10 protein-coding genes are annotated in these 5,968 nt (G+C 34.9%); all 10 read right to left on the bottom strand.

Going from position 1 to position 5,968, the window contains the following annotated elements:
- Positions 1-285, bottom strand: a 285-nt coding sequence (locus tag B5D15_RS14965; RefSeq protein ID WP_278305984.1) for a transposase, incomplete at its 3' end; no start/stop codon positions are given.
- Between the two features lie 86 nt (positions 286-371).
- Positions 372-722 (bottom strand): IS66 family insertion sequence element accessory protein TnpB, encoded by a 351-nt coding sequence (gene tnpB, locus B5D15_RS14960; RefSeq protein ID WP_078697893.1) that lies wholly within the window; start codon positions 720-722, stop codon positions 372-374.
- Entirely contained in the window at positions 716-1,030 is a 315-nt protein-coding gene (gene tnpA, locus B5D15_RS14955) for an IS66 family insertion sequence element accessory protein TnpA (RefSeq protein WP_242948771.1), read from the bottom strand. The genes tnpB and tnpA overlap by 7 nt, the downstream gene beginning before the upstream one ends.
- A gap of 143 nt (positions 1,031-1,173) precedes the next feature.
- Positions 1,174-2,067, bottom strand: a complete 894-nt coding sequence (locus B5D15_RS14950) for a permease (protein ID WP_078697892.1) — start codon at positions 2,065-2,067, stop codon at positions 1,174-1,176.
- A 29-nt stretch (positions 2,068-2,096) separates the two neighbouring features.
- Positions 2,097-2,537 carry a MarR family winged helix-turn-helix transcriptional regulator gene (locus B5D15_RS14945; protein ID WP_078697891.1) on the bottom strand — a complete coding sequence of 147 codons (441 nt, stop codon included), beginning with the start codon at positions 2,535-2,537 and terminating at the stop codon, positions 2,097-2,099.
- A 367-nt stretch (positions 2,538-2,904) separates the two neighbouring features.
- Complete coding sequence (locus tag B5D15_RS14940; RefSeq protein ID WP_078697890.1) at positions 2,905-4,473, bottom strand: recombinase family protein; 1,569 nt, start codon at positions 4,471-4,473, stop codon at positions 2,905-2,907.
- Complete coding sequence (locus B5D15_RS15895) at positions 4,436-4,723, bottom strand: hypothetical protein (protein ID WP_479722854.1); 288 nt, start codon at positions 4,721-4,723, stop codon at positions 4,436-4,438. Before B5D15_RS15895 ends, B5D15_RS14940 begins: the two co-directional genes overlap by 38 nt.
- 36 nt (positions 4,724-4,759) lie before the next feature.
- On the bottom strand, positions 4,760-4,927 hold the full coding sequence (locus B5D15_RS15890) for a hypothetical protein (protein ID WP_479722853.1): 168 nt from the start codon (positions 4,925-4,927) through the stop codon (positions 4,760-4,762).
- Positions 4,891-5,712 (bottom strand): recombinase zinc beta ribbon domain-containing protein, encoded by an 822-nt coding sequence (locus B5D15_RS14930; protein ID WP_278305985.1) that lies wholly within the window; start codon positions 5,710-5,712, stop codon positions 4,891-4,893. The genes B5D15_RS15890 and B5D15_RS14930 overlap by 37 nt, the downstream gene beginning before the upstream one ends.
- 48 nt (positions 5,713-5,760) lie before the next feature.
- Positions 5,761-5,968, bottom strand: a 208-nt coding sequence (locus B5D15_RS14925; RefSeq protein WP_143287344.1) for a transposase, incomplete at its 5' end; no start/stop codon positions are given.

Below are 5,968 nucleotides of genomic sequence, written 5' to 3'. Positions count from 1 at the left end.
TTTCTTTTTTCTTTTATATGTTATTTCCTCAATAGTTGGCTCATCTTCTTTATCATTACTGTATTTTTCAGCCTCGTTAAAAAGAGATATTTGATCAACATTTAGCTGCTCGCTTGATTTTCCAAATATCTTCTTGTTTTTATTAAGGATTTGATTTTTTAGAAATTCCAATTCATTTTTTAAATTATTAATTTCTAAATCCTTATCAGCTAATTCCTTTTGTAATTTAGAAATTATATCTTTTGCATTTTCATTTAATTGGTTTTCTATATTTAAGCCAACCATTTTTGTACCTGAGCCTTCATCTTTTATAATATTATTATACCAAAAAACCTTGATTTATCAAGGTTTAAAAGGATTTTTGCAAGTTTTTAATAATAGTTTTTACTGTCAATTGGCTTAAATTTTGAAACAGTTCTTACCTCATAACCTTTTAAAAGCCATCTTAATTCTTCTAAGTTTACTCCTAAGGCTTGCGCCTTTGTCATTGGCCATTTAAAACGCCCTTTTTCTAATCGGTAATAGTAGAGCCAGAAACCTTCATCAAAATGCAGTACCTTTAATTTATTCATCTGCTTATTACAAAATACAAATAATGCTTTTTCAAAAGGATCAAGTTTAAGCTGCGTTTGAACAATAAGAGCTAATCCATCGATGCTTTTTCTTAAATCTGTTACGCCGCAAGCAAGATAAACAGTATCGACATTATTAATGCTCAGCATCTTGATTGCAATTCCCTAAGTATAATTTTTATTAGCTCTGCTTCGCTTGCAGGTATAATTATATTAGCTTTTCCAATCTCTATACGTATATTATTATTTTTCTGTTCAGCATTATTTGTATTTTTAAGAGGTTTTAAATCTATTGCATGAAATACTGGTTTATTCGAATTATTAAATTTGTTTTTATGATAATAAAGCTGACGCTTAGATATATTGTTTTCTGTACAAAAATCATTTAATGTTCCTTCATAAGAAGAATATTTTTGTACGATATTTTCCCAAAATGCATTTTTTGATGTATTCTCCATTACAGATACCTCCTTTTTTATATCTGTAATTTTATCAGGAGTACCTGTTTATATCTATGCGGAAATTTTTTGACGCTTACTTTTTTCTTGTCTTCATTCTTCATAACAATACTCTCCTTTACTTTTTAGTTTAATTTTTGTAATTAAGCTATTAAGTTAAAAACAAATCCGCCAATAACAGCCGTAAGAAAAATTACAGCTACAATTGCAGCAACCAGTTTTCTCTTGAATATGCTTGCTAACATACTCATTTCCGGAATAGCCATTCCAGCACCACCAATAATTAAAGCAATTACGGCTCCAACACTCATACCTTTTTGCATTAATGCAACACCAATTGGTATTGCAGTTTCAGCACGAATATATAGGGGAATACCAATAACCGCTGCAATAGGTATTGCAAATGGGTTATCTGGTCCGGCAAACTTTAGCACAAAATCCTGTGGCATATATCCATAAATTACTGCGCCTATTCCAACACCAATCAACAGATAAAGTAAGACACTTCTAAAATCTGACCAAGCCTTTAAAAATGATACTTTTAATTTATCTTTGAAAATACTAGGGCGTTCCTCGTTATTTTCATGTCCACCAGACTTAATGCGAACTTTTTTTACTAATTTTTCTCCTCCTATTTTTTCAAGAATTATACCGAAAATAACAGATGCAACAAAAGTAACTAATAAATACACCAACGCAGATTTAAGTCCCATTAATGCAATTAACATTGTTAATATAATAGGATTCATCAATGGTGATGCGATGACAAACGACATTACCGCACCAAAAGGAATTCCCATGTTAAGAAATCCAAGTGTCATGGGAATAGTTGAGCAAGCACAAAAAGGTGTCACAGAACCAAGGAATGCTCCCATGACATTCGCAAACATACCTTTGCTAAGCATCCAATTTTTTATTTTCTCCTGTGGTAAGTACATAAGCACTAAAGCTACTATCGTGCTTATTCCAATAAATAACACTGTTAACTCAGCAGTTATTATAAAAAAGTATCGCAATGTATCTATGAATGTATTCAATTATTAACCCCCCAATTATCATTTATCAATTATTTTATATATCCTTTTTCTCTTATTGCTTTGTACAGCAATTCCATCACATCTCTGATATTGACAAGCAAATCTTTTTCTATGGAATCAAGCACTTCCATCAGATATTCACTATATCGATCAGATATTTTTTTAACAGCATTTAAGCCTTTCTCTGTTGGTTTCACACAGCATACACGCCCATCTTCTGAAGACTGCTCTCGCAATACATAGTCTTTTTCTTCAAGACGGTCGATAACTTTGCTTACTCCACTTTTTGTTATGTTTAATGCTGCTCCGATTTCTTGTATTGTTATGTTTTTTATTGCACAAACTTTTTTAAGTGCCATATATTCAACTAGTGATAAATCTTCGCAGCATTCACCATCAAATCCTTGATTCCCAAAATACCATGATAAATCTTGTATTAAGCTATATATTTCCGAAATATTGCTATCCATGTTTTACCTCCTCTCAAACAAATATAGTTTCCATCATCAACTATTATCTTAACTATTTTAGTTTCCATTGCCAACTACTTTATTATATGTTTCTTGTTATTTTTTGTGCGTAGTTATTTCTGCAATCTAACTAAAAAGCCACCAGAAAGGAAAACTATATCTGTTCTGATGACTACCTATCTTTTATATTTCTAAGTCAGTTTCAACACCTGAATCGAATTCAACGGTGAGCTTATCATCAAATTCCGATTATTAAGAAGACTATCATATTTCCAAAAAGTGATGTATGTTTATCTTCTGTTATTATTTATATACTATTATATATACTATTAGTACTCTCTTCCTACTGGCAGTAATCATTACAGCCTTATAGTTTCACTTCTATTTCTAACCCCGACTTAAACACCACCACTAGCATGTCATCATATACAATTGCTTTTTCAACCATTTTTCTGACCAGTTTATCATCAAACTCCGTAATATCACCCGTTTGCTTGTTAAGAAAGTCCGTCATCTCAGCAATCCGATCCCGCTTATCTTGGCGAAGAGCTTTTCTCGTGAGGATTTCTTGCCTCAAATCCCGTAACCGGTAAATCTCATTTACAATATTATCATAGCTTTCCTTTGAATTTGCCTTTTGGATCAACTCGGTTTGGAGTTCTTCCAGCCTTTTATCAATATCTGCTGTACCTTCATCCAAGTCCTCGCTTAATACGGTTTCAATATTCTTTTTCAGTATAGCCAGAAAAGAGTTTTTCCCGCTGACTGCTATATTGATGGCTTCTACAATCTTTTCTTTTAGCGTATCTTCAAGTATAGTGGAAGCGGTACAAAACAAACCGGTATTTTCTAATCGGCTAACACATCTCCATACGATTGATTTCTTTCCTCGGTTATTCCAATGAACCCTGCGGAATATTTCATGACAGTTGCCGCAGAAAACCATCTGTGATAAAGGATGATTATTGCTATAGTTTCTCTTCTTTCCATTCTTACTTATATGCACACATCTTCTTCTGACAAGCTGTTCCTGAACTTGCATAAAAATTTCACGCGGAATTATGGGCTCATGACTGTTTTCTACATAGTATTGAGGAACAATACCGTTATTGGGTACTCTTTTCTTCGATAAAAAATCTACTGTATAGGTTTTCTGCAACAGTGCATCACCGATATATTTTTCATTCCTCAAAATCTTATTGATAGTGCTGGTATGCCATCTGGGATTGCCCGCGCCTGTAAGAATTCCGTCAGCTTCCAGACCTCTTGCTATCTGCAGCATACTGGAACCTTCGAGGTATTCTCTGTAAATGCGTTTGACGATCTCAGCTTCTTCAGGTACGATAACTAAGTTGCCATCCTTATCCTTTGTATAGCCAAGAAACCGGTTGTGATTGATATGGATTTTTCCTTGCTGATATCGGTACTGAATACCCAGTTTTACATTCTGGCTTAACGATTGGCTTTCTTGCTGTGCCAAAGATGCCATAATGGTCAACAGGATTTCCCCTTTGGAATCCAATGTGTTTATATTTTCCTTTTCAAAGTAAACCGGAATATTTTTTTCTTTAAGCTGCCTTATGTACTTTAGGCAGTCCAGTGTATTTCTTGCAAACCGGCTGATAGATTTCGTAATTATCATATCGATTTTGCCCTGCATGCATTCTTCTATCATCCGGTTAAACTCTTCACGCTTTTTCGTGTTGGTTCCGGTAATGCCTTCATCCGCAAATATACCGGCTAACTCCCATTCAGGATTGCTTTTGATGTAGTTTGTGTAGTGCTCAATTTGCGCTTCATAACTGGTTGCCTGCTCCTCGCTGTCCGTAGAAACACGACAATAGGCCGCTACCCGAAGCTTAGGCAATTCCTCAGCTTTTGCACTATTCCCAATCCGCTTACGAGCAGGAATTACCGTAACATTCCTGATTGCCATCTGAAATCACCTCGCTCTTAATAAGACTATAAGCATACTCTGCCTGCTTAAATGGATCGTCGTATTGTTTATCTGGTATTGAAGCATGAAACCTAAAATTCAGGCATTTCTTTTCATTTCCCTTATGTTCATAAATCCTGCCAAGCGTCTCTGCTCGTCTGCGTCTTTCAAGTTGTGCTTTTTCGAATGTGTCTCTGCTGATAATTGGCGGATAGAATTTATCCTCAACATACCGTTTATCTGCCAGCATTCTTGCAATAGATGTGTGGTAGCGCTTAATACCCGCTTATTGGGCTGCTTCGGTTAAAGAAAGCCCAGAAAGATAAGTCTCAAACAGCTCCTTTACCTGAACCGCTTCTTTTTCGTTAACAACAGCCTTGCCGTTTTGAATGGTATATCCAAAAGGTATATGGCTCATCATCTCATCAACCTTTCCCTTAAGTTCAACCCGCATTTCATTTTAAAACCTATTTCTTCCTGTGAAAACACAATGATTTCTTCAATAAAATCCTCAAATATTTCGCTATCAAATGCATCAATCTGCTTTTCAGCTTTCGTTGCAAATTTAAGAAGCTTCTCAACCTCAACAAGGATAGTCTGACTCCCATCGATTGCGCGTTTTATGGCTTCTTTTTGTTCTTTTAATATGGCTGCTTCTTTGAGCAGCTCATTTTTCTGTGTATTAAAAAGAGCGGGTTCCAGGTACCCCTTGGCCATAAGTCCCATAATCACCTGAACCCGCTCAGTATTTTCTTTGATTTTAGTTTCCAACTCCTGAATCTTCGCTATATTATCTGAGTAATTTGTTTTCTTTAAGCTTTGCAGCAATGGTCTTAGAATGAACTTATGACCGAAAATAAGCTTATTAATCATAACAACGAAGGCCTGATGGATCTCATCCTCTCTGACAAACTTCATTGAACAAGCCGAAGCGTCTTTTATATGTTTTGTGCAGCACCAGGCAATATATTTACGGTCACCGCTGCCATGAATTCGACGCTTAAAACTGCTGCCACATTCTGCGCATTTGATTTTCCCCGAGAAAGAGTAGCGTTTTTGATACTTGCTGCTTCCCTTGATTACACCTTTTTCTTTTCCTCTTTGCTTTAATATCTCTTGGGCGGCTTCAAATTCCTCATGGGATATAATGGCTTCATGATGATCTTTTATCATGTATTGATCTTTTTCCCCACGATTATAATGCCGCTTAAAATTCTCATCTGTATAGGTCTTTTGCAGAAGGACATCCCCGTGTTACTGGTAAAATAAAATTGGTTCTTTCCAAAGTTAGTTGAAATTAAGTAATAATACCTTTTGCTTAAGAAGTTCAAAACTGCAACGACCATACATAATTCTCTTTATAACCTTTATTTTATTTATAATTCCTTCAGCTAAACCATTACTATATTCATATATTATTGCATTTTTTACCGCTTCAAAATCTCTTTCTATTCCTGATATATAACTATTTAATTCAGGTATGTTTAACTCTTTT

The organism is Caloramator quimbayensis, from assembly GCF_900167605.1.
Classification (GTDB): Bacteria; Bacillota; Clostridia; order Clostridiales; family Caloramatoraceae; genus Caloramator_B; species Caloramator_B quimbayensis.
The sequence above is the reverse complement of the archived record's forward strand: the minus strand, read 5'-3'. Positions and strand labels throughout refer to the sequence as shown.

Bases quoted from the DNA above. Each gene is read 5' to 3' on its own strand.
- B5D15_RS14940 (WP_078697890.1), bottom strand. From the start codon at position 4,473: ATGGCAATCAGGAATGTTACGGTAATTCCTGCTCGTAAGCGGATTGGG.
- B5D15_RS14945 (WP_078697891.1), bottom strand. From the start codon at position 2,537: ATGGATAGCAATATTTCGGAAATATATAGCTTAATACAAGATTTATCA.
- B5D15_RS15895 (WP_479722854.1), bottom strand. From the start codon at position 4,723: ATGCTGGCAGATAAACGGTATGTTGAGGATAAATTCTATCCGCCAATT.
- B5D15_RS15890 (WP_479722853.1), bottom strand. From the start codon at position 4,927: ATGCGGGTTGAACTTAAGGGAAAGGTTGATGAGATGATGAGCCATATA.
- tnpB (WP_078697893.1), bottom strand. From the start codon at position 722: ATGCTGAGCATTAATAATGTCGATACTGTTTATCTTGCTTGCGGCGTA.
- tnpA (WP_242948771.1), bottom strand. From the start codon at position 1,030: ATGGAGAATACATCAAAAAATGCATTTTGGGAAAATATCGTACAAAAA.